At 68.1% G+C, this 24,637-nt stretch carries 20 protein-coding genes and 3 pseudogenes; 9 read left to right on the top strand and 14 right to left on the bottom strand.

From position 1 onward, the window contains the following. Positions 1 to 53: 53 nt before the first annotated feature. Complete coding sequence (locus ACFXIV_RS22225) at positions 54 to 3,104, bottom strand: AAA family ATPase (RefSeq protein WP_379421318.1); 3,051 nt, start codon at positions 3,102 to 3,104, stop codon at positions 54 to 56. Between ACFXIV_RS22225 and ACFXIV_RS22230 the strand changes: the two genes are divergently transcribed. Then, complete coding sequence (locus ACFXIV_RS22230; RefSeq protein WP_379396175.1) at positions 3,018 to 3,914, top strand: alpha/beta fold hydrolase; 897 nt, start codon at positions 3,018 to 3,020, stop codon at positions 3,912 to 3,914. The two genes, ACFXIV_RS22225 and ACFXIV_RS22230, sit on opposite strands and share 87 nt — an antisense overlap. A 29-nt stretch (positions 3,915 to 3,943) precedes the next feature. Here ACFXIV_RS22230 and ACFXIV_RS22235 read toward each other — a convergent pair whose 3' ends face one another. Next, positions 3,944 to 4,792: an MBL fold metallo-hydrolase gene (locus ACFXIV_RS22235; RefSeq protein WP_379396173.1), complete on the bottom strand. Its 849-nt coding sequence runs from the start codon at positions 4,790 to 4,792 to the stop codon at positions 3,944 to 3,946. Positions 4,793 to 4,996: 204 nt separating this feature from the next. Between ACFXIV_RS22235 and ACFXIV_RS22240 the strand changes: the two genes are divergently transcribed. After that, the gene (locus tag ACFXIV_RS22240) at positions 4,997 to 5,770 is read left to right on the top strand and encodes an SDR family NAD(P)-dependent oxidoreductase (RefSeq protein ID WP_379396171.1); all 774 of its coding nucleotides are present in this window, start codon (positions 4,997 to 4,999) and stop codon (positions 5,768 to 5,770) included. An 80-nt stretch (positions 5,771 to 5,850) separates the two neighbouring features. Here ACFXIV_RS22240 and ACFXIV_RS22245 read toward each other — a convergent pair whose 3' ends face one another. The 8 genes and pseudogenes from ACFXIV_RS22245 to ACFXIV_RS22280 all read right to left on the bottom strand — a co-directional run. After that, entirely contained in the window at positions 5,851 to 6,324 is a 474-nt protein-coding gene (locus ACFXIV_RS22245; protein WP_379396169.1) for a hydrogenase maturation protease, read from the bottom strand. Beyond that, a complete protein-coding gene (locus ACFXIV_RS22250; protein ID WP_379396167.1) occupies positions 6,321 to 7,613 on the bottom strand; it encodes a Ni/Fe hydrogenase subunit alpha in 1,293 nt (430 codons plus the stop codon). Before ACFXIV_RS22250 ends, ACFXIV_RS22245 begins: the two co-directional genes overlap by 4 nt. After that, positions 7,597 to 8,370: an oxidoreductase gene (locus ACFXIV_RS22255; RefSeq protein WP_379396165.1), complete on the bottom strand. Its 774-nt coding sequence runs from the start codon at positions 8,368 to 8,370 to the stop codon at positions 7,597 to 7,599. The genes ACFXIV_RS22250 and ACFXIV_RS22255 overlap by 17 nt, the downstream gene beginning before the upstream one ends. Continuing rightward, positions 8,370 to 9,218 carry an FAD/NAD(P)-binding protein gene (locus ACFXIV_RS22260; protein ID WP_379396163.1) on the bottom strand — a complete coding sequence of 283 codons (849 nt, stop codon included), beginning with the start codon at positions 9,216 to 9,218 and terminating at the stop codon, positions 8,370 to 8,372. Before ACFXIV_RS22260 ends, ACFXIV_RS22255 begins: the two co-directional genes overlap by 1 nt. Next, complete coding sequence (locus ACFXIV_RS22265; RefSeq protein ID WP_379396161.1) at positions 9,215 to 9,724, bottom strand: cyclic nucleotide-binding domain-containing protein; 510 nt, start codon at positions 9,722 to 9,724, stop codon at positions 9,215 to 9,217. The genes ACFXIV_RS22260 and ACFXIV_RS22265 overlap by 4 nt, the downstream gene beginning before the upstream one ends. After that, the gene (locus tag ACFXIV_RS22270; protein ID WP_379396160.1) at positions 9,711 to 10,889 is read right to left on the bottom strand and encodes a 4Fe-4S dicluster domain-containing protein; all 1,179 of its coding nucleotides are present in this window, start codon (positions 10,887 to 10,889) and stop codon (positions 9,711 to 9,713) included. The genes ACFXIV_RS22265 and ACFXIV_RS22270 overlap by 14 nt, the downstream gene beginning before the upstream one ends. 125 nt (positions 10,890 to 11,014) lie before the next feature. Continuing rightward, entirely contained in the window at positions 11,015 to 11,293 is a 279-nt protein-coding gene (locus ACFXIV_RS22275) for a DUF1918 domain-containing protein (protein WP_379396158.1), read from the bottom strand. Between the two features lie 191 nt (positions 11,294 to 11,484). Further along, positions 11,485 to 12,216, bottom strand: a pseudogene (locus ACFXIV_RS22280) (dienelactone hydrolase family protein); the annotation flags it as partial. A gap of 918 nt (positions 12,217 to 13,134) precedes the next feature. Here ACFXIV_RS22280 and ACFXIV_RS22285 point away from each other — a divergent pair. From ACFXIV_RS22285 to ACFXIV_RS22295, 3 genes are all read left to right on the top strand, one after another. After that, the gene (locus tag ACFXIV_RS22285; protein WP_379396157.1) at positions 13,135 to 14,031 is read left to right on the top strand and encodes a universal stress protein; all 897 of its coding nucleotides are present in this window, start codon (positions 13,135 to 13,137) and stop codon (positions 14,029 to 14,031) included. Positions 14,032 to 14,232: 201 nt separating this feature from the next. Next, a complete protein-coding gene (locus tag ACFXIV_RS22290; protein ID WP_379396155.1) occupies positions 14,233 to 15,174 on the top strand; it encodes a universal stress protein in 942 nt (313 codons plus the stop codon). 118 nt (positions 15,175 to 15,292) lie between these two features. Then, positions 15,293 to 16,294 carry an Acg family FMN-binding oxidoreductase gene (locus ACFXIV_RS22295; RefSeq protein ID WP_379396153.1) on the top strand — a complete coding sequence of 334 codons (1,002 nt, stop codon included), beginning with the start codon at positions 15,293 to 15,295 and terminating at the stop codon, positions 16,292 to 16,294. Positions 16,295 to 16,338: 44 nt separating this feature from the next. On the opposite strand, the gene ACFXIV_RS22300 is transcribed toward ACFXIV_RS22295, so the two are convergent. Further along, positions 16,339 to 16,830, bottom strand: coding sequence for a TetR/AcrR family transcriptional regulator (locus ACFXIV_RS22300; protein ID WP_379396151.1), 492 nt, complete (start codon positions 16,828 to 16,830; stop codon positions 16,339 to 16,341). A 113-nt stretch (positions 16,831 to 16,943) separates the two neighbouring features. On the opposite strand from ACFXIV_RS22300, the pseudogene ACFXIV_RS22305 reads away from it, so the two are divergent. Next, positions 16,944 to 18,055 (top strand): annotated as a pseudogene (locus ACFXIV_RS22305) (flavin monoamine oxidase family protein). Positions 18,056 to 18,216: 161 nt separating this feature from the next. Here the strand turns inward: ACFXIV_RS22305 and ACFXIV_RS22310 are convergent. Further along, positions 18,217 to 18,771 carry a flavodoxin domain-containing protein gene (locus ACFXIV_RS22310; RefSeq protein WP_379396149.1) on the bottom strand — a complete coding sequence of 185 codons (555 nt, stop codon included), beginning with the start codon at positions 18,769 to 18,771 and terminating at the stop codon, positions 18,217 to 18,219. A 262-nt stretch (positions 18,772 to 19,033) separates the two neighbouring features. Between ACFXIV_RS22310 and ACFXIV_RS22315 the strand changes: the two genes are divergently transcribed. Together ACFXIV_RS22315 and ACFXIV_RS22320 are read left to right on the top strand one after the other, a co-directional pair. Continuing rightward, positions 19,034 to 19,975, top strand: coding sequence for an ATP-binding cassette domain-containing protein (locus ACFXIV_RS22315; protein ID WP_379396147.1), 942 nt, complete (start codon positions 19,034 to 19,036; stop codon positions 19,973 to 19,975). Continuing rightward, positions 19,972 to 21,576: a hypothetical protein gene (locus ACFXIV_RS22320; protein ID WP_379396145.1), complete on the top strand. Its 1,605-nt coding sequence runs from the start codon at positions 19,972 to 19,974 to the stop codon at positions 21,574 to 21,576. The genes ACFXIV_RS22315 and ACFXIV_RS22320 overlap by 4 nt, the downstream gene beginning before the upstream one ends. Before the next feature lie 393 nt (positions 21,577 to 21,969). On the opposite strand, the pseudogene ACFXIV_RS22325 reads toward ACFXIV_RS22320, so the two are convergent. Both ACFXIV_RS22325 and ACFXIV_RS22330 read right to left on the bottom strand, forming a co-directional pair. Beyond that, positions 21,970 to 22,971, bottom strand: a pseudogene (locus tag ACFXIV_RS22325) (ribonucleoside-diphosphate reductase); the annotation flags it as partial. A gap of 70 nt (positions 22,972 to 23,041) precedes the next feature. Then, positions 23,042 to 23,995, bottom strand: a complete 954-nt coding sequence (locus tag ACFXIV_RS22330) for a universal stress protein (protein WP_379396143.1) — start codon at positions 23,993 to 23,995, stop codon at positions 23,042 to 23,044. Between the two features lie 180 nt (positions 23,996 to 24,175). Between ACFXIV_RS22330 and ACFXIV_RS22335 the strand changes: the two genes are divergently transcribed. Continuing rightward, positions 24,176 to 24,604, top strand: coding sequence for an Hsp20/alpha crystallin family protein (locus ACFXIV_RS22335; protein ID WP_379396471.1), 429 nt, complete (start codon positions 24,176 to 24,178; stop codon positions 24,602 to 24,604). Positions 24,605 to 24,637: the final 33 nt, after the last annotated feature.

Consider the following 24,637-nt stretch of genomic DNA (forward strand, 5'->3'; position numbering starts at 1 on the left):
CGTTGCCGATCGGTCGGACCAGGTTGCCATTCCCCAGCACGACGATCACTCACCTATTCGTGTGACGGCAAGCTGTGCAGGGTGTTCGCAAGCTGGACCCGGGACTGGATGCCGAGCTTGGTGAACGCCGAACGCAGATGGGTGCCGATGGTATTGACCGAGATGCCGAGCTCGGCGGCCGCGGATTTATTGGTGTGCCCCGCGCCGATGAGGGCCGCGACCCGGCGTTCCGAGGGCGTGAGCGAGGCCCAGCCGTCGGTTGAGTGATGCAGTGTGACAAGCCATTTGGAACGACGAGCACCGGCCGCCCGCATCACGTTCTGGATTTCGGCGGTCTTGGCCCGGGCATTCATGGTGTGGAATTCCTCCCACGCGCGGTCCAGTTCGGCCAGGCCGCGGCTGCGGTCACCGGCGGCGAGGAGGGCCCGCCCGTAGGATTCGGCTCCGCAGGCGCGCAGCAGGGGACGTGGGCTGCGGGCGAGAACCTGTGCGGAACGGCCGATGAGGTCCAGATCGCCACGGTTGCGGCCGCGCAGGTTCAACGCCATGCCCTCGAAACTGGCGACCCCCGGATTCCGGCTCGCTGCCACTTCCGCGACCGCTGTTGCCAGAGCAGTGAATTCGTGATCCATGGCGGTGTCGCCGATCTTGAAGAACAGGCCCGTCCAGCACGGCCACAGTGGCCAGTAGCCGTTGCACACACCCGCCCCGTCCAGGACGGGCCGCCACGTGGCCATGGCGCTCTCGAACTCACCGCGGGCGGCGGCGAGCCAGCCGCGCATGACCCCGACCACCGGCTTGCGGGTGTGGTCACCGCCTCGAACGATCTCGTCGGTGGTCCGGATGTGCTGATCCGCGCGCTCGATGTCGCCCTGCAACAACGCCACCGCGACGCTCACCATGGCGCCGTCGCAGGCCTGCTCGGTGTTGCCGAGGGTGCGGCCGAGGTCGATGAGCGCGCGGGCTGCGGCATCTGCCTCGTGGAGGCGTCCGAGATTGAAGTGCAGCCACATTTCGCTGCCGCTCAAGGCCGGCAGGATGGCTTCGGTCGTGCAGTGGTCGGTGCGGGCCTGATCGAGCAGCGCCTGTGCGTGGTCGTAGCGGTCGAGGAACTGCAGCTCGATGATCTCCTCGGCCAGGTAGGAGACCCCGCCGAGAGCGCGAAGTTCGCGAAAATGGCCCAGCGCCGTGAGGTGGCGGGCATCGTTCTTCGCGGCCTCACCGGCCGCCTGCAGAGCCAGGCCGAGCGCCTCGCGGTCGTCGACCGTCCGGGCGAGGTCGAGCGCGGCCTCGCTGACGCGGATGGCGGCGGGTCCGCGGGCGATGCGGGTGTTGGCCAGGGCAGCGGCAGCGCGCAGGCGCGCGGTGACCGTGGGCTCGAGGGTTCGGGTGCCGAGGACCCGCTCGGTGCGGGTGACGAGATCGCTGATGCGACCGCTCAGCCACAATGCCTGGGCCACTTGGGTTTCCACTTCAGCAACGAGAGGGTTGTCGTCCAGGCGAGCGAGGATCAGGTCGGCGACGGTGATGGCTTCGGTGGAACGCTGGGTGCGGCAGAGCACCGACAGGCACCGTTTGCTGAGGTCGAGCCAGGCGGGCTGGTCGGGTCGAACGGCCCGGAAGGCGAGCGCCGCCAGTTCCCCGGCCTCCTCGGGGTGGGCCGCCACGAGGGATTCGGCGACCTGAACCATGGTCGTGGCGCCGGGCAGATCGCCCGGACCGATCGCTTCCCGCGCGTGCGCGGCGGCGATGAGTTCTTCGGAGGCTGCGAGGTAGTAGACGGCGCAGCTGCGATGCAGCCGTCGAGCGGGTGCGGCCGGAATACCGGCGCACACCGCGGCACGTACCAGGTCATGCCGGCAGTCCACACGCTCGCCTTCGGCGCGCAGCAATCCCGACTCCAAGGCGCCGGAAAGAGCTTGTGGGAGCTGCTGTTCGGAGCTCGCGGTACCGAGCCTGCCGAGGTCGGGTACCGGAACCGCACGGCCGGCGATGGCGACGGTCTGCACGAGATCCCGCGCGGCGGGGCCGAGCTGTGCCAGCCTGGCGGCAATGGCCGCCGTGAATTCCACCGATACGGTGTCGGAGTCGTCGCGGGCGGTGGCTCGTGCGACATTGTCGATGATCTGGACGGCCAGTGTGGGATTGCCGTCGATGGCATCGAGGTATCCGCGCAGCCGCTGGTCGGGCAGGTGGCCCAGCCGATCCTGCGCGATCATGGCCAGGTCCGGCAGCGCCAGCGGGCCCAGCCGAATCTGCTCGACAGCGGCGAGTCCGTGTCCGGGGAGATCGGCTTCCACGTCGTCATCGCGGGTTGTCAGCACCCACACGACGGGCAGCCGGACCAGGCGTGGAATCACGGTCCGCAGGAGGAACTGGCTGACCCGATCGGCGCGGTCCACATCGTCGACGGCGAGCAACAGTGGGGCGGTGGCGGCGCGGTTCTCGAGCGCCGAGGCGACGGCTTCGACCAGGAGGAGCGGTTCTGCCGATTGCGCGACGATGCCCGCATAGTCGGCGGTGGCCAGCAAGGGATCTCGTCCGGAACGCAACAGGCCCAGCACCGTCGCACCCGGCTGGACCTGCTCCACGATGTCGCAGCGACCGGCCGCGACACGCATGCCGGTGCGCTCGGCCTGGCGGCATATCTCCGACAGCAGCGCCGTCTTGCCGAGCCCGGCGGCGCCGGTGATCCAGATGATCCCGCCGGTGCCGTGTCTGCTCGCGCCTCGCAGCACCGCCAGCGCACGCCGCATCGGTTCGCTCCGGCCCCGCAACGGCTCGGAATGCAACGGACACCGCCTTTCCCCGCAGCCACCCTGGACTACCCATTCTGCGCGGCCGCTCGAGCTCCGGCATCGCGAATTCGTCCAATCGGTGCTCGACGGGGCGGCTCGCCTCACCTGTTTGCGGTAGAGACGCCCCGGCCCGCTCGCTCGATACTGGGGCGACGATCCGTATGCGGGACCATGCAGGCCGTTGGATGGCTTCACGCGCGGCCGGACCGAGGAGGAGGCATGCACGACGCGCATGGCGCGCTCGCGTCGCAGCCTCCCGGGGCGGGACCGCAGCTGGGCCGGCAGCGTAGTGGCCGCGGCGCGCATTCGACAGTGTTTCTCCACGGCTGGCCGCAGACGTCCCACGCGTGGCGCCGGGTGCTTCCGCTGCTGGACGAGCTCTGTTCCGCGGTGGCCCTGGACCTGCCGGGAGTGGGCCGATCCGCGCCCCAGCCGCACGCGTTCGACAAGGTCACGATGGCGGCGAATGTGCATGCCGCACTGGAGGATCTGGGCCTGGGCCGGGTGTTCCTGGTCGGGCACGACATGGGTGCGCTCGTCGGCTATGCCTTCGCTCGACGGTATCCCGCCGCCGTCCGGGGACTGGTCAGCGTCGATACGGCGCTGCCCGGCATCGCCGGATGGGAGGACGTCACCTGCTCGCCGGCCTACTGGCATCTCGGCTTCCACAGCGACAGCTCCTGCGGCCGTTTCACCGCCCAGCCCCTGGTCCAGGGCAACGAGCGTGAGTACTTCCGCCGATTCATCGACCGCTTCGCCGCGCACCCGGAGGCGATCGGCGACACCGACATCACCGCCTACGTGTCGGGCTATCAGGGTGCGGATCGTCTCACGGCGGGGTTCAAGATGTTTCGTGCGCTGCCACTCGATATCGCCGACAATCAGCACGCCACCGAGGCGCTCGAGGTGCCGATCCTGCTCGCGTTCAGCGAGTTCTCCCACGCCACCGTCACCGACACCGTCGCGCAGGGACTACGCGATGTCGGAGTCACCGATGTACGCACCACCATGATCCCCGATGCCGGGCACTGGCCGGCCGAGGAACAACCGGTGTCGCTGGCCCGAGCCATTACCGAGTTCGTCGAATCGATCGTCTTCATCGATGAAAAACGGTGAGTATCAACGACCTCGGGCGGCGGGGTCGATCAGTTCTGGAATTGGGCATAGGCGGCGGCGAACAACGTGTAGGGGTTGCCGTAACCGGGGAAGAGACCGGTCATCTCGTCGATGACCTCTTGCGCGGACGACAGTTTGGCGACAGCCCGGTCGAATGCCTCGATGTAGGAACGGGATTGCGCGATTTGGCGTTCGGCGTCGTCGTCGGGCGCGCCGGGATCCTTGTGGCCGGCGATGATCGTGGCGGGGTGCAGGTCGGCGATCTTGTCGATGGTCGCCAGCCATGTCCGGCGGCTGGCGGGCGTCGAATTCCACAGCCACATATGGATGTTGTTGTACACGGCGTCGCCGGAGCAGACGGTGTCCAACTCGGGGATATGGACCACGGTGTTGAGGACACCGTCGGCGCCCCCGACTTCGACCAAGCGCACCGGGTGGTCGTCCACGGTCAGGGTTTCCGATTCCACCGGCTGCGGGAGTGCCGGTGTGCGGTCGAACCGGTCACCGAACCACGCGATCCAGTTCTGCTGCACCTCGGGTCCGAGGTTGTAGCGCGCTTCCTCGATGACGGTGGTGTTCAGAGCCAGCAGCCGGGCCTGCGGGAAAGCCTCGAGGACCGGGCCCGCGCCGAAGAAGTGATCGCCGTGACCGTGGGTGATGACGATGCTGGTCAGGTTCTTGCCGGTGTTGCCGATCCAGGCGGCGAGGCGGCGGCCTTCCTCGACCGTCATGAGCGCGTCGACAAGGATGGCGTCCCGCGCACCGGAGATCAGCGTGGCGGTCGATGCGGGCCAGGTGGCGGCGGTGTCCGGATCCCATCCCGGTCCACCGTTGATCGGCAGGTATCCGGTGTTGAAGACGTCGATCGTGAGAGACATGGCAATTGCTTTCGCTCGCAAGGGGCAGTCGGTGGTCTGGACGACCCGGAAGCCGGATCACGGCTCGAGTATCCGGAGTCGGTTCCGGACGCTCCATCACCCGAATATGTGACCCTGCCGCGAAGCACGGATGCTGCTTCGAGAGGCGGCGGATCGAACGCAGGCTACGATTGACCAAGCAATTGCTTGGTAGAGGGAGAAGTAGTGAGCGATGACTTCCGGGGACGTGATGGTGCCGCACTGGTCGCGGGTGGCACCGGCGGGATAGGCGCCGCGGTGGTCCGCCTGCTGGCGCAACGGGACAGCGACATCGGGCTCACCTATCGCGCGAATCGAGACGCGGCCGAGCTGCTGACGAAGGACGTCGAGCGGGTCGGACGCTCCTGCCGCGCCTGGGCGCTGGATCTCACCGATCCGAGTGCGGTCGCGGATGTCGTCACGCAGTTCGAGCAGCGATTCGGCAGTCTGCACACCGTGGTCTACGCCGCCGGACCCCATGTCCCGATGGTTCATCTGAGCAGCGTGTCGCCGGAGCAGTACCGGCAGCAGTTGACTGCCGACGCCGCGGCGTTCTTCAACCTGATGCACGCCACCCTGCCGCTGCTACGCCGGTCGCAGGGCTCGGTCGTCGCGGTGACCACGGCCGCAACACGCCGCTATCCGGTCCGCGATGGCCTTTCCGCCGGCACCAAGGGGGCAGTGGAAGCCGTCGCCCGTGGCCTGGCGGCCGAAGAGGGTCGCTACGGCATCCGCGTCAACTGTGTCGGTCCGGGCATGCTGACCGACGGTATGGCCGAGCGCCTGATCAATTCCGGAGATCTCGATCGAACCGCGCTCGAGGTCGCCCGGCGCAATATTCCGCTGCGCCGCTTCGGGAATGCGGACGACATCGCGGAAGCCGTCGCGTTCCTCGCATCGGACCGAGCGGACTTCATCTCCGGCCAAACACTGGACGTCGACGGCGGCTACACGGTCTGACGGACTTCGCCGACCGACCGCTGGTTCGCTGACCGTGACGACCATCCGCCCGATTGCAGTCGACCCGGCTGAGCGTTCATTCATCCCGCTGGGATGCCGAGGCGGGCGAGTTCGGTTCGGACGGTGGCGATGACGTCGGGGAGGGCGGCGGCGACCGGGGTGGAGAGGCCGACGCCGAGGTCGAGGCGGTGAGCTTCGACGGCGATGACTACGAGTTCGGCGGGGACGCGGCCGAGGGCGCGGCCCAGGGGGAGGGCGTCGGGGATGCCCATGGCGTGGGAGCTGGCGGCGTGGGTGAGGCCGCGCAGGGCGTCGACGGTGGTGCGCCAGACCCGGCCGGGGGTGGAAGGTTCACAGAGGACGGCATCGACCACGATCGCCAGCTCCGCGTCGGCCCAGAGATCCAGCAGACCCGTCGGCTCGCCGTCGCTCAATGCCACGAGAACGCCGGGCAGGCCCAGCCTTTCGAGTTCCGTGGCCACTGCGGGGCCGATGCCGTCGTCGTGCCGGTACTCGTTGCCGACGCCGATGACGACGGCTCGCGGACCGCTCATCGGCGCACCACGTCGAGCTCGAGGAAGTGGGCCGAGCACGAGATGCACGGATCGTAGTTGCGGATGGTGCGTTCGCACAGGGCGGTCAGCGCCGCATCGTCCAGGTCGAGGTGCTCGGACACCACGTGGCGTAGATCGTCCTCGATGGCAGCCTGGTTCTGGGAGGTCGGCGGAATGATCGTGGCGGCCCGGATGGAACCCGCGTCGTCGATTTCGTAACGGTGATAGAGCAATCCGCGCGGGGCCTCGCTGATACCGTGGCCGACGCCCGGCCGTGGCGCGCAGAGCGCAGCAGGGCTCACGGGCGGCTCGTAGTCGGCAATGAGACGTAGCGCCTCATCGATGGCGTACACCACCTCGACGGCACGAACCACGATGCTGCGGAACGGATTACGGCACTCCGGGCCGAGCCCCGCCGCGGCGGCGACCTGGCGGGCGAGTGGGGAAAGACGCCGGGAGTTGAGGCTGTATCGAGCCAGGGGACCGGTCAGATAACTTCGCCCGTCCAATCGCGCGTGCAGCGCGGTGGAATGCGGAACCTGTTCCTCGACCACGTGCTCGCCGAATTCACTTGCGGGGAAACCGAGTCCGGTGCTGGTCGACACGGTGCCATCCTCGATGGCGTAACAGTCCGACGCGGTGGCCGCGAGTAGATCGTGGTCGAGCTCCAGATCCGGGAAGTCGAATTGCGCCACCCGGCAGGCGGTTTCGATCGCGAAGTCCTGGGCGCGGCGCAGCTGTTCGGCGACCGGTGCCAGATCGGCGCGGCCGGGCACAGAGTAGAAACCGCCGACCCGGACATTGATCGGGTGGATGGCACGGCCACCGATCAGTTCGAGCAGCGTATTGCCCGCCTTCTTGATGGCCAGCCCTTGCTCGACCAGTTCGCGATGGTCGGCGGCCAGGGCGATGGCGTCCGGGTAACCGAGGAAGTCGGGCAGGTGCAGCAGGTGAATGTGAAGGGAATGACTCGAGATCCACTCGCCGCAGTACAGCAGTCGGCGCAGCGCGGTCAGCGGCGGATCCAGTGCGACGTCACATATCTGTTCGAGCGCGTTGCAGGCGCTGGTCTGATACGCCACCGGGCAGATGCCGCAGATCCGGGCGGTGATATCGGGTGGCTCGGTGTACGCCCGGCCGCGCAGGAAGGCCTCGAAGAAGCGCGGCGGTTCGTAGATATTGAGCTCTGCCCGCTCCACCCGCCCGTCCTCGACGACAACCCGCAGCGCGCCCTCGCCCTCCACGCGCGCCAGCGAGCTGACCCGCAATTGCCTACTGCGATGGCTCATCCCGGTTCCTCTCGGCGAAGTCCGGCGCGGCGACCGCGACCGTGCTGAACACTCGGTCGATATCGGCGGTATCCATGCCGTTGATCCGCAGGATCGGCAGCAGCGCACCGATATTGGGCCGTTCCATCGGGCCGAAGCAGCCGTAGCAGCCGCGGTGGTAGGACGGGCACAGGGCGCCGCATCCCGCCTGGGTGACCGGGCCGAGACAGGGAATGCCGTCAGCGACCATCACACAGGTATTGCCGCGGCGCTTGCATTCGGTGCAGACGCTGGTGTTCGGCAGGTCGGGTTCGCGCCCGGCCAGCAGCGCGCACAGGGTCTCCAGCAGTTGGCGGCGGTCGATCGGGCAGCCGCGCAGCTCGTAGTCCACCGGCACATGCGCCGCGATCGGCGTGGCGGTGTCCAGCGTCGAAATGTATTGCGGGCTGGCGTATACCACCGACGCGAATTCGGTGATGTCGGCGAAGTTGCGCAGCGCCTGGATGCCGCCGTGACTGGCGCAGGCGCCGATCGTCACGAGAATCCGTGACTGAGCGCGGATCTCGAGGATCCGGCGTTGTTCGTCGGGCGTGCTGACCGAACCCTCGACCAGCGACACGTCATAGGGCCCGGGCTCGACCGCGCTGCTCGCCTCGATGAAATGAGCGATGCGGACCCGGCCCGCCAGCGCGAGCAGTTCGTCCTCGCAATCCAGCAGGGTGAGCTGGCAGCCGTCGCAGGAAGTGAACTTCCAGACCGCGAGCGTGGGTGTCGTCATCAGAGCTCCCGTACCGAAAGCAGGGGTTCGGCCACCGCGTAGTCCACGACCGGGCCGTCGCGGCACAGCAGCAGCGGACCGAGCTGGCAATGGCCACAGCGGGCGACACCGCATTGCATATTGCGTTCCAGGGTGACCCGGATATCGGTGGGCGGGACGCCCGTGCGCAGCAGGGCGTGCGCGCAGAACCGCATCATCGGTTCGGGACCGCAGAGGAATGCCGTGGTGTTGCCCGGATCGACAACCAGTTTCGCGAGCGGTTCGGTGACGAAGCCGATCGGTCCCGTCCAGCCGGGAGCCGGATGGTCGACGGTCTGATGCAGTTCGAGCAGGCCGCCGCGGGCCCAGACCTGCTGGTTGTCCCGGAAGAGGATGTCATCGGGTGTGCGAGCACCGGTGATCAGGACGATCCTCCGAAATTCGGTGCGCCGCGCCAGCGCCTCCAGCACGACCGGGCGCAGCGGCGCCAGCCCGACTCCGCCGCCGACGATCACCAGATCGCGCCCGGCGGCGGAGCCGAGATCCCAACCGGTCCCGAACGGTCCGCGCACTCCGATCGTCGCGCCGACCGGAGCGTCGTGCAGGGCCGCGCTCACCGCCCCGACCGAGCGGATGGTGTGCTCCAGGAAATCGACTGCGGCACAGGGATTTCCACTGACCGAGATGGCGACCTCGCCCACGCCGAAGCGGTAGAGCATCATGAACTGCCCGGCCCGGAACCGTTGCGCGGCAGCGTCGATCGGGGCGAGCACCAGGGTCGCGGTGTCACTGGTCTGCAGGATGCGGCGTGCCACCCGATACGGGAGCATGGTGTCCGCGGACGCGCCGACGCGGGCCTCGGCGATCATCGGCCGTCACCTGACGTGCCCAGGCGTTTCGGTGTGGCGGTACAGGTTTCGGCGGGATTGCGGTAGAGATCCAGCAACCGGGCGCGGGTGGCCTGCAATCGTTCGAGGAGCGCCTCGAACAGCAGCAGCGTCAGTGCATGGCCGAAACTCGGGTCGGCGTCGGCGAATTCGGTCAGCCGAGTCGAATCGAATTCGATCGCTCGCACGGGTTCGGCGGTGATCGCACCGAAATGCCATCGGTACGGCGGCACCAGCCACGACCAGCCGAGCAGATCGCCCGGACCGAGTGTCTGCACCACGACATCGCCCCGCCCCGGCACCCCCGCGTCCAGCACTACCCGGCCTTCGCTGATGAGCCAGCAGCGGTCGGCCCGTTGGCCTTCCACGATCAGGCGCTGCCCGGCCGGATAGTGCACCGCATGCCCGGCCCGGGTCAGTGTTTCCAGCTTCGCGCGGTCGAGTGCTGCCAGCGAGGCGAACGCGGACAGTTCCTCAGTAGTGACCATCGCCGGCCTCCTCGCGCAGTTCGACGAGCCGGCCCATCTCAGCGGTCAGATCGATACCGGCCGGGCACCATGCGATGCAGCGTCCGCAGCCCACACAGCCGGAGCTGCCGAACTGGTCGTCCCACGTGCCGAGTTTGTGGCTGAGCCACTGCCGATACCGGCTCTCGCCCGACTGCCGCACGCTGCCGCCGTGCACATGGGAGAAATCCAATTCGAAGCACGACGCCCAGCGCTCCCAGCGTTCGGCATGGTCGCCGGTGAGATCGGTGACGTCCTCGGTAGTGGTGCAGAAGCAGGTGGGGCACACCATGGTGCAGTTGCCACAGGTCAGGCAGCGGCTCGCCACGTCCTCCCACTGCGGTGATTCGCGGGATTCGCGAATCACCGCGCGCAGGTCCGCATCCGGCATGCTGCGGCCCATGCGACCCGCTGCGGCCGCCACCTCGGCGCGGGCGTCCGCGATCTCGGCCTGGGTCGCCGGGTGTGAGCGGAGCTCGGCGAGTATGCGCTCGCCCGCCGCACTGCCCACCTCGACCAGGAACCGATGCCCGCTGTCGTCGATGCGTTCGGTGAGCGCGAGATCGTATCCGGCCGAGACGCCCGGCCCGGTGCCCATCGACGCGCAGAAACACACCCCGCCCGGCTCGGTGCAGTTCACGCCGACGATGAACAGACCGGCGCAGCGGGCCGCGAAAGCCGAGTCCGGGTACGCATCTCCACCGAGCACCCGCCCCAGAATGCCGATGGCGGCCATATCGCAGCCGCGCACACCGAGGAATGCGGCGGGGCGATCCGGTTGCGGTGGCTGCGACGACGGCTCGGTCGCCGGTGTCGGCGTCGGACCGTCTCCGGCCGCTACGAGATTCAGGTCGGCGTCGAGTCGTGCGATCAGGCGGTGCGGTGGATGCAGGAACTGCTTCCACGATCCCGGCCCGGCCGAATGCGCGAAGACCGCCTGGTCGGTGCGGCGATACACGCGATACCGGCCCGGCTCGGTGTGCACGCCCCACCCGGCGGGCAGTGCGGCCGGCGTGTCGAGTTCGTCGAGGATGATCGCGTTGTCGCGCATCGTCGGGCCGATAACCCGATATCCGTTCTCCTGTAACACCACGACGAGTTGGTCCAGCCCGTCGCGGTCGATCGTCACGGTGTCGCCGATGGTCACGCAAGCCTCCGTTCTCGCGTGTCGTTCGATTCCAGTCTGGCCGGTGCGGCGCGGCCGCGAACAGCGTCGAAGGTCCTCGGTACGGGGCCGGAGTGCCCGGGTCGGAAAGTCAGTGGCGAGATCGGTCAGCCCCGGCTGTCCGCATCGGAGCGGGAGGCGGGTACATGCTGCATCGACGAGTACCGCGCCGCGGCGATCTCCTCCTGGGCGCGCAGTTCCGCGCTGGTCCGCACATACGCATCGGGGCCTGGAAAGGTCAAGGCCCGATGCCCGGTGTCGGTCCAGTGCACGAGATACGGCGGTGCGCCGTCCGTGCCGTGCACCTCTTCGATGAGACCGCGACGGACCACGCCCCCGACCGCGCGTCCTTCGACGATCAGCCAGTCCCCTGGTTGTGCTCGCATCGAACGACCTCCTTACCCGTCGGCCGGAAACTCGTGTCTCGAATCTCTATCGTGGTAAGGCCATGCAATCCCTGGGTAGGGCCGGAAGTCCCTGCGCAGGACCTGGCCGCCCGCATGATGAACCACGCGACCACGAATCGGCCAGTAGCGCACCCGTGCCAATCCGAACCTATACCCGGCCTGCGGGTCGCTCACGCCGCCCCCTCCGGCTCGGCCGTAGTAGTGGGCAAGCGGGTGATGAACCAGTCCCGCGCGAGCTCCGCGGCCTTACGCAGGGTGCCGGGTTCCTCGAACAGATGGGTCGCGCCGGGCACCTCGGCCAGCACGGTCTCACATGACATCGCCTTGGCCGCCTGGCGATTCAGATCCATGACCAGGTAGTCGTGACCGCCCACGATCAGCAGAGTCGGCGCTCGTACCGCCGACAGTGCGCGGCCGGTCAGATCGGGTCGCCCGTCGCGAGACACCACCGCCCGCACGTGCACGCGCGGATCGGCTGCGGCGCGCAGGGCAGCGGCGGCACCGGTACTCGCCCCGAAATACCCGATCGGCAGCCCCTCCGCGTGTTCCTGTCCGCTCAACCACTCGGTGACCGCCACCAGTCGCCGGGCCAGCAGATCGATGTCGAACACATTGGCGCGGTTGACCTCCTCGGCCGTGGTGAGCAGGTCGAACAGCAGCGTGCCGAGTCGGGCCCGCTGCAGTACCTCGGCAACGTAGCGGTTGCGCGGGCTGTGGCGGCCGCTGCCGCTACCGTGCGCGAACACCACCACACCGATCGGATGCTCTGGAATGGTGAGATGCCCTGACACCATGGCTTTCCCGGCCCGCACACGCACCTCGTCGTCGCACAGCGGCGGATCCGCGACCGGTCCCGGTCGTGGCCGCGGATCCGGGGCAGCGGCGCCCGCCTCGGCGCGATCCTCGAAGACCATCGAAACCTCCTTAAGGCAGGCACTTCCAGCCTCACAGCCGCCGGCCGCCGCCGGCAGATCCGGTTGTCGCCGGTCGGGAGAGTCGTTGGTCCCACAACGACCTCCGAGACATCGGGTTGCTGACAGCGGGGGTGCGGTTCCGGCGCACCGTCCGTGCCGCCGTGCTGCGACTCTCCGGAGAACCCGGCGCGCCGACTACGCCCATCACTTCACCGGCCTGATCCTGCGATGAAACGCCGCCGGGTCACTGTGGGTCGAGGCTGACGTCAGCAACACGAAACTATGGATCTACACCCGGGCAGGCAGCGGGGCAGCGCCGGCGCACAAGGCAGCGCAGGCAGAGCGGGCGCCACCATCCCGACGCCGACCAGCCTGCGGTTCACCGCAATTGGTAACCAGTACGCCGGATACGTCAAAGTCGGCAGTACGCCCGCGCGATTCCGCCCAAGCATCGCGGCTCGCGCAATATTCTTCATACTCAATGTCTTTCGCGTCGCATGATTCTGATTGGCGTTCCTCCGCGGCAGTGCCACGCCGCGATATTTCCAGCTGGGAGCGTCGCGCGGTCCTTCCTGCCGCGACGCATCAAGTCAGCAACCGGCTGGATAACTGACACGAAAGGTCACAGGGCGGACGCCCCTGAGGTCGGTTGGCCAACAGATCGCGACCGGCGATTTGCCGCTCTCTTCCATGGCCGATTACCGTCCTCTTCCCTCTCTCCCCGCTCGTTGCGGTTGCGCGCCTGAGCATCTCGCTCCAGGACCTCCCTCAGGAGGTCACCGGCGGCGACGCGGGGGCGCAGGACGATTTCCGGAGCATGACGGCCCGGCAGGGAATGACATAGGTCTCTGTGGCGGAGAGGTCCAGGGGCAGGATGCTCGAGGCACAACCGCTTCAGGAGGACTGATGACTGACAACGCCGTTCCCGCAACGGATCCGGGTAACCCGCCGATCGTGGTCGGAGCCGACGGATCCGAAATCTCGTATCAGGCGGTGGCGTGGGCTGCAGTCGAAGCGGCCGCGCGCGGGTGCCCGCTGCATATCGTCGTTTCGCATGCGGTCACGATCGGGATGGGGCCCAGGCCGGAGCTGACCCGAGCGGAGATGCGGACTCTGCAGGAGCAGGGGGATCAGGTGCTCGAGGACGCCGAGCGGATGGCTCGTCTGACGCTGCCGGGGAACACCGTCCCGATCACCACCGAGCTGATCTTCGATCTGATCGCACCGGCGTTGATCGATCGGTCGACACATGCGCGCATGGTCGTGGTGGGCAATCGTGGACTCGGGGCGGTTCGCCGGGCCGTCCTGGGTTCGGTCAGTATCGCTCTCGCTCGGCACGCGCACTGCCCGGTCGTCGTGGTGCACGGCAACCCGGAGACCGCTGCCGAAGGCAAACCGATCGTGGTCGGCGTGGACGGCACGGCGAACAGCCGGCCCGCGTTGGCACTGGCGTTCGAAGAAGCCTCGCTACGGAAAGCCGGCCTGATCGCCGTACATGCCTGGAGCGACACGACCGGGTTCGACCTGCCGGTCATGGGCTGGGAGTCCATCCGGCAGAGCGAGGACAAGCTGCTCGGTGCAGCGCTCGCCGAGTACGAATCGCGCTATCCCGAAGTCGTGGTCGAGCGGGTCGTCGCCTGCGATACGCCGACGCGGGCCCTGCTCGAACAGGCGGAGGACGCGCAGCTGATCGTGGTCGGCAGTCATGGTCGTGGCGGGTTCGCGGGCATGGTGCTCGGGTCGGTCAGCACCGCGCTGCTGCACCTGGCGCACTGCCCGGTGCTCGTGGTCCGGAAACAGTGACGCGGTGAATCCCGCCGAGGGACAGGCGATGTCGAGAACGCATCCCGATCGCATCGCCTCGTATCGGCGATGGTGCACCGGTGGGCCCTTTGGCCCGCATCCGATGACGATCGACCGCATCGACGCCGGTGCGTGGATTCCTACCGTGAGAAGTGCAGTCCCGTCCGGGCACTGCGGCATCGCAGGACATCGGAGGACACGATGACAGACCTGGCGTACGACGACCCACATCGGCTGGCCTCGGCGGCCGTGGTCGTCGGAGCGGACGGATCCGACGGCGCGGCGCTCGCGGTGCGGTGGGCGGCGGACTTCGCGGCAGCGCGCGGGAGGGAGCTGCAGATCGTGCACGGCCTCGATCTGGCCGCTACGAGTGGCGCGTTCGGGCCCTACGAGGTCGTCGCGCCACCGATCCTCGACTCCGTTCGGGCGCACGGCCGCGCCGTGCTCGCCCGTGCCGAGCTCGCGGCGCGGGAACAGCAGCCCGGACTGCGTATCGTGACCTGCGTGTCGGGCGACACCGGGGCCGAGCTGCTGATCAAGCACAGCGCATCGGCCTACGCCACCGTCATCGGCGCGACCGGAGATGTCGGAACCCTCGGGCACCTCGGGTCGACGCTGCTCGCGGTGACCAGCCACGCAGCGGGCAAAGTCGTCGTCGTCCGCCCGGAAACCCTGCATGGCAGGGTGATTCGCGATTACGGTCCGGTCGTCGTCGGCGTCGACGGCAGCCCGACCAGCGAGGATGCTGTCGAAGCGGCCTTCGCTGAAGCGTCCGAACGCGGAACCGAGCTGGTCGCCGTGCATATCTGGACTGATTGGACCTCGGGCCGATACGCCGGTGACAGTCCGCCGGTGGACATCGGCCAGCTCGACCGCGTCGAGCATGCCGTGCTCGCTGAACGGCTGGCAGGCTGGCAGGAGAAGTATCCCGATGTCGAGGTGACCCGGAAGCTGTACCTGTCCGGGCCCGCGGAGCGGTTGATGGAGTTGTCGCAGGACGCACAGCTGGTCGTCGTCGGCAATCGTGGCCGGGGCGGATTCCTGGGGCTGCTGCTCGGATCCACCGCCCACTGGCTGGTTCAGCACGCGCACTGCCCGGTCATGGTGGTGCATCCCGAACACGGAGGGGACGGGCGGCGATGACTATGACCGAGGGCATGGCGTCAGCCCTCGGTATCGGTGACTTTCGGCCGTCACCAACGGCCACCCATGGAGACATGCTGAACAGTACGAAGCTGCGAATCCCGAGGAAGGAATAGCGATGTCGAGGACGCATCCCGATACCGACACCATCCGCGCGGCACTGGCCCTGGCCGTGCGCGCCCCGTCGGTGCACAACACGCAACCCTGGCAGTGGCGTATCGGGGAGAGCACCCTGCATCTGTACGCCGACGACACCCGCTGGCTGAAGCACACCGACCCCGACCGCCGCGAACTGGTGCTCAGCTGCGGCGCGGCACTGCATCACCTGCGAGTGGCGATCGGCGCGGTCGGATGGGAGACGATCGTGCATCGGCTCCCGAATCACGCGGATCCGCGACACCTGGCCGCGATCGAATTTCGCTCCGGGGCCACTGACCCCACGACGGTGCAGCTGGCGCAGGCCATCGCTCGACGTCGCAGCGACCGGCGGCATTTCACCTCCTGGGAGGTGCCCGCCGTGCACGCGGACAAGGTCATCGCCGCCGCCCGTGTCGTGGGCGTGGAAATTCGCGACGTCGATGCCCTCGGGGTGCGTGGGACACTGGCGCAGGCCTTCGAACAAGCGTCGGCGAGCCACGCCCAAGACCCGGACTACATCGCGGAATTGCATGCCTGGAGCGGCCACCATGCCGCACCATCCGGCGTCCCCGCCCGCAACGCCGTGGTCCCCACGGACCCGGCCGTACGTCCGTTCTCCGACCCTCGGCTCCCCGAAGCAGTCGTCCGCGACACCGACGAATTCTCGCGAATGCTGTTGCTCAGCACCGGGTCCGACGATCCCCTGGCGTGGCTGCGCGCCGGCGAATCCACCAGCGCCGCCCTGCTGACCGCGACCGTCCGCGGCCTGGCCACCTGCGCTCTCACCGAACCTCTGGAACTGCCGGCCATCCGGGAACAAATCCGCACGAACATCCTCGGCGGCTTCGGCCATCCGCAAGTGATCATCCGAATGGGCTGGGCGGCAACCAGCGCCGGCCCGGTCCCGCCCAGCCCCCGGTTCGCGCTGGACGAGGTGGTTCACCCGCTGGAACCGGCCGACTCGGCCGACCAATCGCAGTGACCAGTGCCGGGATAGTCATTTCGCTCCGATCTGTTCGCCTGTGGTCACCGCGTCCGTGATGCGGCCGGGGTGGTGAGGCCGTGGCGCATCACGGTGGTGAGGTAGTCGGGGGCTTGGCGGGCGCCCATGTGACCTTCGACGGTGAGTTCCCACGCGGTTTCGGCCAGCCCGCAGAAAGTGGAGGCCAGCCAGGTGGCTGGCATGTCGGCGCGGAGCACGCCCGCGTCTTGGCCGGCGGCCATCAGTGTGACGGTGTGGGCGAAGATCTCCTCAGCGCGGTCGGTGGCCTCGGGTGCACCGAGCACGTCGGGTTCGACGTAGACCAGATTCCAGAGCTGGGCGAACGGGACGTATTCGGCGACGAGCCCGGTCAGGACCTCGTCGGTGAAGCCGGGATGGGCCCGAGCGCGAGCCAGGGCCAGGTCGCAGTCGTCGAGGATCTTGGCGGCCATGGCCTGCACGAGTACCTGGCGGGTGGGGAACATGCGGGTCAGTGTGGCGCGGCTGATACCCGCGCGGGTCGCAATAACCTGCATCGACGCTCCGCGGTCCTTGGCCAGGACCGGGATCGCCGAATCCAGCACCCCGCTGCATCGGTACGCATCTGTGTATGAACTCCGTAAGCCTCGTTTGACGCGGGATCGCCGGTCTGGCCGCCGCCCGCACCCTGGCCGACCGAGGGCAGGACGTGGTGGTGCTCGAGGCGCGCGACCGTATCGGCGGCCGGATCTGGACCGACCGTCAATGGCCCGATGCCCCGGTCGATCTCGGCGCGTCCTGGATCCATGGCGTCGACTCCAACCCCATCGCCGAGCTGGCTCGCAGAGCCGGGGCGCGCACCGTGCCGACCAGCTATGACAACGGCACCGACTACGGTACGGACGGCCATCGTCTCGACGAGGACGCCACCGACCAGATCGGACACTGGCGCGACACGATCGCCAAAGCCCTCATCAACGCCCAGGACGACGCAGACAACAACGATGACGAGCGGGACGCGTCGCTGCGGTCGGTGGCCGAGCGTGCGGTGAACTGGCCTGTACTGTCCGAAGCGGACAAGGTATTGGTCGCCTCGGTGCTCAACGATTACGAACACGAGTACTCCGGCAGTGTCGATGACCTGTCGAGCCTGTACTTCGACGCCGACGCCAAGATCGAAGGCAAGGACGTGCTCTTCCCCGCCGGCTACGGCGCGATCACCGACTACCTGGCCAAGGGCCTGACCGTGCGCACCGGACAGGTTGTCACCCGCATCGACTGGAACGACCACGGAGTCACCGTCACCACCAACACCGGCGCCGTCGACGGATCACGTGGTGGTCACCCTCCCGCTCGGTGTGCTGCAAAGTGGCGCAGTCGAATTCGGTCCTGGCCTGGCCGACGACAAGTCAACTGCGATTGCGAAACTGGGCATGGGGGTACTCGACAAGTGCTACCTGCGATTCCCTGCCAAGTTCTGGCCCGACACCGACTGGCTCACCTACGTGCCCGGCCTCGACAAAGCCAGGCGGTGGGGCCAATGGGTCAACTACTCCCGCACCGACCGACTACCGGGTCACCCGCTGGTCATCCGACCCCTATGCCCACGGCTCCTACTCGTTCAACAAACTCGGCTCCACCCCTGACATGCGCGACCACCTCGCCGCCGGCATCGACGACCGCGTCCATTTCGCCGGTGAAGCGACGGATCGCAAATCCTTCGGCACCGTCCACGGCGCCTACAACTCCGGCCTCCGCGCCGCGGAACAGATCACCCGGTGAGAACCCGAGTGCTCGGTGAGGCGGTCCGGGGGCGGCGAGTGCGTCGAGGGTGTCGGCCTTGCGTGGGCCGGGTGGATCAGTGCGCCTCGATGTCGACCCCGGCGATCCGGCTGAGGGGCAGAGTGGGATCGACCATGTCGAATCCTGTGTCGGCGCGGCCGTCAGGGATGAATCGGAATGGTGTGCGGTGCGTGCAGTTTCAGAGCCTGTGCGATGGAATCCGAAAAGGTGCCGATGGCGGTCCAATCCCGCAGGTCGCCGTAGCGACCGCCGCCGAGCAGGCGGTAGAGGATGCGTGCGCCGAGTGAGACGCCGACGCGCTCGTAGTGCCCCGCGAAGGCCTGGTATTCACGCGGACTGATCGAGTCGCGCACGGCGGCAATGCGTTTCGGCACCATGCGGCCGATCCGATGGCCGATCGGTCCGCGCAGCGCCGGTTCGATGCCGACACTGAAGAGCCAGACCGGCCGAGCGCTGAGTTCGTCGCGGTGGGATGCCACGTACTCCGCGACGTTGGGCAGCAGGGCCATATCGTGCACCGCGCTGCCGATGACCACGGCGTCGAAACGCGACAGGTCCGGTGCGTGCTCGGCGTCGGCGACCTCGACGGTCGCGCCCCGGGCGGCGAGATCGTTGCCGATGTACTCGGCGATCTCCCGGGTCGACCCCTGAGCCGAAGCGAAAACGATGCTGACTGCAGGCTTGCGATTCTCCATGTGCCGAGCGTGCGCCCCGGAGACGGATCAGAATCAGAGGACTCGTGCCCGGCCGGAAGGGACGATGGTCACCAGCCCGCCGGCGGGACACGGAAGTCCCGCTAGTTCAGGTGGCGTGCCAATACCGGGGGGCTGCCCGGCGATCGTCGGGCGGGATCGGTGAATCCGGGCCGCAACTGATTCGATGACATCGGCCCATGGCCGGTGCCGGGACCGGAGCCGAGAATGGGGAGCATTCCATCGCTGGTCGGAGGTAAGGGCCATGGGTGTCATCGAGGCGCATGCAGTTACCAAGCGGTACCAATCCACTCTTGCGCTCGATCGTCTCGAACTCGACATCGAGGCGGGGGAGATCTACGGCTTCCTCGGCCCCAACGGCGCGGGAAAGACGACGACGATCCGGCTGCTGCTGGGCCTGCATCGTCCGACTGCGGGCACGGTGCGCATTGCGGGCCGGGACGCGTGGGCCGATCCGGTCGCCGCGCACCGGCATTGTGCGTATGTCGCCTCGGAGGCGTTGCTGTGGCCGTCACTGACCGGCGCGGAAACCTTCGAATACCTGGAGAATCTGCGCGGCGGCTGCGATCGCGCATACCGCGACCGGCTGATCGAGCGCTTCGATTTCGACCCTGACAAGAAGATTCGCGCGCTGTCGAAGGGCAACCGGCAAAAGGTGCAGCTGGTGGCGGCGTTCGCGACCCGCGCCGAAATTCTGATCCTCGATGAACCCACCTCCGGGCTGGATCCCTTGATGGAGGCGGCTTTTCGCGAGACCGTCGGTGAGGCCCGCGACCGCGGGCAGACGGTATTCCTGTCCTCGCATGTGCTCAGCGAGGTGGAGGCCCTGTGCGACCGGATCGGCATTCTGCGGGCGGGACGGCTCATTGATGAGGGCACCCTGGCGCAGCTGCGGCACCTGTCGGCGCGGACGGTCGAGGTGAGCTTCGCGCGGGACGGCGTCGATATCGCTCCGCTGCGCCTGGTCGACGGGGTCGAGGTCGTCGATGCGGTGGATCACCGTGTGGCACTGGAGGTCCGCGGTGAGATGGGGCCGCTGCTGGCGGTGCTCACAGGGATGCCGGTGACGACGATCGACAGTCGGGAACCGAGCCTCGAGGAGATCTTCCTGATCCACTATCACGACGGGGTCGGCAGCAGTACCGGGAAGGGCCGGGCCGGGAGCGCGGCGGAGACACGGCGATGAGCCGCGAGGCGATGCACGGGTTCGCCGTCATGGTGCGAGCGCGATTGCGCGCCAACCGGATATCGCTGGCGGTGATGACGGTTTTGATGGCGGTGTTCTGCACGACGGCGTTGCAAACATATGTGGTGGCGTTCCCGAATCAGGCGACTCGGACCGCGATGCTCGCACCGCTGACGAACAACGGTGCGCTGCGCGCGCTGTACGGCTACCCCTACGACGTCGGCTCGCCCGCCGGTTGGGTGGCGTGGCGCAGCATGACCAGTGTCGGGATCATCATGGCGATGTGGGCGGTGATCATCACGACCGGTGCGTTGCGCGGAGAGGAAGATGCAGGCCGGGGCGATCTGGTGCTCAGCGGCGGACAGTCCCGGCGGCGCTGGTTCGCGGCGGTGCTCACGGCCACGGCCGTTGAGACTTTCGTGATCATGGTGGTGACCGTGTCCGTGCTCGCCGCGGTCGGGGTGCCGCAGCATCTGCTCGGTTTCGTCGGCGCCTGCGAGCTGGGGCTGCAGCTCGCATTGCCCGCACTGCTGTTCGCCGGAGTGGGCGCCCTGACCGCGCAGTTGGCCGCCACCGTGCGTGGCGCGCGGTTGCTCGCGGCGGGAATTCTGGTGGCGGCCTTGATTATCCGCATGCCCGCCGACGTCGGTGCGGGCATTCCGTGGCTGCGATGGCTCACGCCCCTGGGCTGGTTCGAGGAACTGCGCCCGCCGGCCGCGCCGTCGCTGCTCACGCTGGCGGCGATTGCCGTCGGAACGGCTGTGCCAGTGGTGATTTCCGCGTATCTCTTGCGGATGCGGGATATCGGCCGGGGCGTGCTCGGGGTCCGGGACAGCCGGCCGCCACGGCGGCTCCTGCTCGGCTCGGCGTGGCAGGCCGCCCTGCGTGATGAGATTCCGCAGCTGAGTTTCTGGTTCGGCGGGACCATCGCCTACACCCTGCTGATGGGCGGCCTGGTCAAGACCATTCTCGACTTCATGCAGCGCACTCCGATCTATAGGCAGTTCTTCGGTCGCCAGATCGCCGTCGACGGTTTTGTCGCCACGCTCTTTTCGCTGGTCCAGTTGCTGGCCGCGCTCTTGGCGGTGGCATTGGTCGTGGCGGCCCGCAGCGAGGAATCGGCGGGCCGGCTGGAAGTCGTGCTGGCCATGCCGCACTCCCGGCTCCGATGGCTGTCCGGCCGCGCCGTGCTGGCGGTGTCCTTGGCGGCCGGTTTGACTCTGGTCGCATCGGTGGGCATGTGGACCGGCGCGGCGCTCACCGGCGAACGCCTTCGATTCGGTTCCCTCCTGGCGGCGTCGGCGAACAGCCTCCCGCTCATCGTGACCACCGTGGGCGCCGCGACCGCGGTGCTGGCGCTTGCACCCCGAGCCGTCTCCTTTGTGCACGCCCTGGTCGCCACAGCATTCCTCTGGGACTCCGTGGGTACGGCACTCAAAGCCCCGGCCTGGTCGCTGGAAGTCTCGCCATTCCACGCCCTCGCCCGCATGCCCCTGCAGCATTTCGCCGTCTCGCCCGCCCTCGTGCTCACCACGCTCGGCCTGGGGCTGTTCGCGCTGGCGCTGCTCAGCTTCCGCCGCCGCGATCTCGCGCTCGCATGACGACCCGCCCAGCGACGGAGGTCCTCACCGCGATGGACTTTGCGCACTGCCCGTCGCGGGCGCGTCGTCGTTGACTGGGAGCGGGAGGTTTCCGTGAAGACCGTCAACCATGAGAGCCCGCGAAGCACCAGCCGAGGCGCTGGGAGCCGATCGGCAAGTCCGCGTTCGAGCGCGCCGCGGCCAATGCCACCAAGTTCTCTCGGGAATTCACCTGGGAAGTGGCACGATCGAGCCTCGCGGGATTGCCCGGCGGCGGGCTGAACATCGCTTACGAGGCCGTGGATCGGCATCGGGGCACTCCGCTGGAGAACGCGCCCGATCGCGACGGCTGCGGTTCCCCATATCGAAGGAACGGTTCCCCGGTTACCGGCCCTCGCACGACTCGGCGTCGATGTAGCGCAGCACCTGGCCGGGGCGGGTGCCGGAACGGTAGACGGTGATGCCCTTAGCGCCGGCCTGCCAGGCGCGCTGGAAGACCCGGCGTACGTCGTCGGGAGTTTCGGATTCGGGGAGGTTGACCGTCTTCGAGACGGCGGCGTCGGTGTGGCATTGGACGGCGGCCTGCATCCGGATGTGCCAGATCGGCTCGATTTCGTGTGCGGTGTCAAATCTACGGCGGAGCTCATCCGGCAATCCGATGGCGCCGGAAGCTGTTCCGGTAGAGAGGATTTCGTCTTCCAGGACGGTGGACCATGCCCCTGCGGCCGTGGCGCGTGCCCGGAACAGGGGATCGATATGCGGGAAGTCGCGTCCGAGGATGTGCCGGGTATAGGCAAGGCCGTAGAGGGGTTCGATGCCGGCGGAGGTGCCTGCGATCAGCGAGATCGTCCCTGTGGGTGCGATCGAGGTGACCTGCGCGTGGCGCATGGGGGACCCGGTGGCCCACCGGCTGTGGGGGAACAGTGGGAACGGGCCGCGCTCGACGGCCAGCTGCCGTGAGGCGGCGTGCGCCCAGCGGGCGATGCGCGCCATGAGCCCGCCGGTGGAGCGGACGGCGTCGGTGCTGTCGTATGGGAGGCCCAGGGCGGCAAGCATTTCCGCGAGGCCCATGACCCCGAGGCCGATCTTGCGGGTGGCACGCGCGGCGGCGGCCAGTTCCGGCACGGGATACTCGGACACGTCGAGCACGTCGTCGAGGAAGCGGACCGCGATCGCGACGCCCTGTGCGAGCCTCTGCTCGTCGAGTCTTTCGCCGATGACGAAGCGTGCGAGATTCACCGAACCGAGCGTGCAGGACTCGTACGGTGCCAGCGGTACCTCGCCGCACGGGTTGGTGGCCCGCAACGCGCCCAGCTCCGGTACCGGGTTGGCGCGGTTGACCGCGTCGAGGAACAGCAGGCCCGGTTCGCCTCCGCACCAGGCGGATTCGGCGATCCGATCGAACAACTCGCGAGCACGGCCTGGGCCGCCGGATCGAGCCCGAGGTCGTCGATCACCGCATGGGGGTTCCAGGCTCGGAGGTCGCTCATCGCGTGACGATCCGGGGGAAAGCCGTTGCCGTATCGCGGGACACGATCTCGGTTCCGGATGGGTCCGGGACCACCAGCACCGGGCAGGGCGCGTGGCGGACGAGATCCTGGGTGATGCTGCCCAGACGCGCCGTGTGGGCGGACTCGGGATCATGCCCGATCACGACCAATTGCGCAGTGGCGCCGAGGCGTTCGACCGCGGTCGTGGCATCGCCGACCACCGTGACGGGCCGCACCTCCACATCGGGGAAGTCGCGTCGATACTGCCGCAGCTGGGCATCGGGGACGACCGAGGTCGCCGTGTGGTGATCGGGCGGAAGTCCCGACCACATCGCGTAATCGGGTGGTGACGCCCACTGCCGCCCCTGCCATACCCGCGCCACGGTGACATCCGTGCCGCGGTCCCGTGCCGCGCGGAACCCGGCGAGCAGGGCCGCACGGGCGGTGTACCAGGTGCCGACCACGACCAGGATCGAACCGTGCTCGGCTGCGGGCCGTCCGACCACCGCGACCGGGCAGCAGGCATCCCTGGTCACCGCCAGCGCGGTGGATCCCAGCACCATGTGAGAGAGAAACCCGACGTCCCGGGCACCCAGCGCGATGAGCATCGCTGACCGCGAGAGCTCGACGAGTACATGATCGGCTTGCCCACGCAGCACGGCGGTGGTGATCGCGAGCGGGTCCGCATCCTCAGCAGTTTGGTGCCGCGCGAGGACCGCGGAGCGCGTGTCCTCGAGTGCCGCGTGAGCCTCCCGGTGCCGCTGCCCGCCCGGCCGGAATGCGGGCTTGTCGATCGCGGGCACGACCGAGACCAATCGCAATGGGGCATGCCGGGCGACGGCCTCGGCCGCGGCCCACTCGGCGGCGCGCACGGCCACCTGCGAGCCGTCGATGCCGGCGACGACCGGACCGGGTTCAGCGGTCACCGCGGTGGGGATGTTCGTCTCCATGAAGCCAGGGTTCGCCGCGTCACTCCCGTCGGCTAGAGACCGCGCACCCGGGATCGCGGGACCAAAGTCACCGGCGAAAGGACCACCGTCCCCGGCAGCGACGACTCGATGCCCTACAGAACCGATGGTCTGGAGCGTGAAATCTAGTGTGTCAGAACAGTTTACCTCTCGTAAGGAGGGATCATGAGCCTGCTGTCCGTACATCGTCAGCCCGGTTCGCTGCTGCCCGACCTTGCCGAGCTGTGGAACGCCGTGGCGCCGCCCGCCGTCCCGATGTTCGGCACCCACCTGATGCGCGTCGAGGACACCATCGAGGAGGGGCGCTACCTGGTGCGCGCCGAGATTCCCGGTGTGGACCCGGCCAAGGACATCGAGGTGTCCGTGCACCAGGGGGAGCTGACCATCAAGGCCGAGCGGACCGAGAAACACGAGGAGAAGGGACATTCGGAGTTCACCTACGGCTCCTTCGTCCGCACTGTCGTACTGCCGCCGGGGGCTCAGGAGGAAGGCATCGACGCGAGTTACGCCAAGGGCATCCTGACTGTCAGTGTTGCGCTCGGTGAGCCCGAATCGCCCATCAAGACAGTCGAAGTCAAGTCCGCGGAGTGACATCCCGGCCCCGCGAACCGCACGGGCCCACAC

This window comes from Nocardia sp. NPDC059236, from assembly GCF_042754085.1.
Taxonomy (GTDB): Bacteria; Actinomycetota; Actinomycetes; order Mycobacteriales; family Mycobacteriaceae; genus Nocardia.